General features: G+C 54.2%; 2 rRNA genes. Both read left to right on the plus strand.

What is annotated here, in order from left to right:
* Window positions 1–1,443: ribosomal RNA gene (locus tag AX756_RS24665) — 23S ribosomal RNA — on the plus strand; the annotation flags it as partial.
* Between the two features lie 96 nt (window positions 1,444–1,539).
* A 5S ribosomal RNA gene (gene rrf / locus AX756_RS24670) occupies window positions 1,540–1,654 on the plus strand.
* The last annotated feature ends 92 nt before the right edge of the window (window positions 1,655–1,746 follow it).

Consider the following 1,746-nt stretch of genomic DNA (forward strand, 5'->3'; position numbering starts at 1 on the left):
TCCTGCTTAAAGCTAATCTGAGCAGGGTAAGCCGGCCCCTAAGTCGAGGCAGAAATGCGTAGACGATGGGAACTAGGTTAATATTCCTAGGCCAGGAGGATGTGACGGATCTCGAAGATTGTTCGACCTTATCGGATTGGTCGGGCCGTTTAGAGGTTCCTGGAAATAGCCCTCCATCAGACCGTACCCTAAACCAACACAGGTGGACTGGTAGAGAATACCAAGGCGCTTGAGAGAACGATGTTGAAGGAACTCGGCAAAATACCTCCGTAAGTTCGCGAGAAGGAGGCCCGGGTTCAAGGCAACTTGGATCCGGGGGCACAAACCAGGGGGTGGCGACTGTTTACTAAAAACACAGGGCTCTGCGAAGTCGCAAGACGACGTATAGGGTCTGACGCCTGCCCGGTGCCTGAAGGTTAAAAGGAGGGGTGAGAGCTCCGAATTGAAGCCCAGGTAAACGGCGGCCGTAACTATAACGGTCCTAAGGTAGCGAAATTCCTTGTCGGGTAAGTTCCGACCTGCACGAATGGCGTAACGACTTCCCCGCTGTCTCCAACATCGACTCAGCGAAATTGAATTGCCTGTCAAGATGCAGGCTTCCCGCGGTTAGACGGAAAGACCCCGTGCACCTTTACTACAGCTTCACACTGGCATTAGGCCGAACATGTGCAGGATAGGTGGTAGGCTTCGAAGCAGGGACGCCAGTCTCTGTGGAGCCTCCCTTGAGATACCACCCTTGTTCTGCTTGATGTCTAACCGCGGTCCGTTATCCGGATCCGGGACCCTGTGTGGCGGGTAGTTTGACTGGGGCGGTCGCCTCCTAAAGCGTAACGGAGGCGCGCGAAGGTTGGCTCAGAGCGGTCGGAAATCGCTCGTTGAGTGCAATGGCAGAAGCCAGCCTGACTGCGAGACTGACAAGTCGAGCAGAGACGAAAGTCGGCCATAGTGATCCGGTGGTCCCGAGTGGAAGGGCCATCGCTCAACGGATAAAAGGTACGCCGGGGATAACAGGCTGATGGTGCCCAAGAGTCCATATCGACGGCACCGTTTGGCACCTCGATGTCGGCTCATCTCATCCTGGGGCTGGAGCAGGTCCCAAGGGTACGGCTGTTCGCCGTTTAAAGAGGTACGTGAGCTGGGTTTAGAACGTCGTGAGACAGTTCGGTCCCTATCTGCCGTGGGTGTAGGATACTTGAGAGGAGTTGCCCCTAGTACGAGAGGACCGGGGTGAACGATCCACTGGTGGACCTGTTATCGCGCCAGCGGTAGTGCAGGGTAGCTATGATCGGAAAGGATAACCGCTGAAGGCATCTAAGCGGGAAGCCCCCCTCAAAACAAGGTATCCCCGAGGGCCGTGGTAGACCACCACGTCGATAGGCCGGAGATGTAAGCGCAGCAATGCGTTCAGTTGACCGGTACTAATTGCCCGATAGGCTTGATTTGATCCAGTAAAAGCAAGACTGGAATACAGAAGTCAAACCATTGACTTGGACATTCTGATCCCGGTGTTTGGAAACAAACACCAGGGGCTTTCCTCGGTTTGGTGGTCATAGCACGAGTGAAACACCCGATCCCATCCCGAACTCGACCGTTAAGCACCGTTGCGCCGATGGTACTGCGTCTCAAGACGTGGGAGAGTAGGTCACCGCCAAACCTAGAAAAGCCCCAACAACTCTCTATACAAACAATACAAAAAGCCCCGCAAATAAAACAGCGGGGCTTTTTGCATGACAAAAATCCAAATTT

Source organism: Aliiruegeria sabulilitoris (assembly GCF_001558155.1).
Classification (GTDB): Bacteria; Pseudomonadota; Alphaproteobacteria; order Rhodobacterales; family Rhodobacteraceae; genus Tropicimonas; species Tropicimonas sabulilitoris.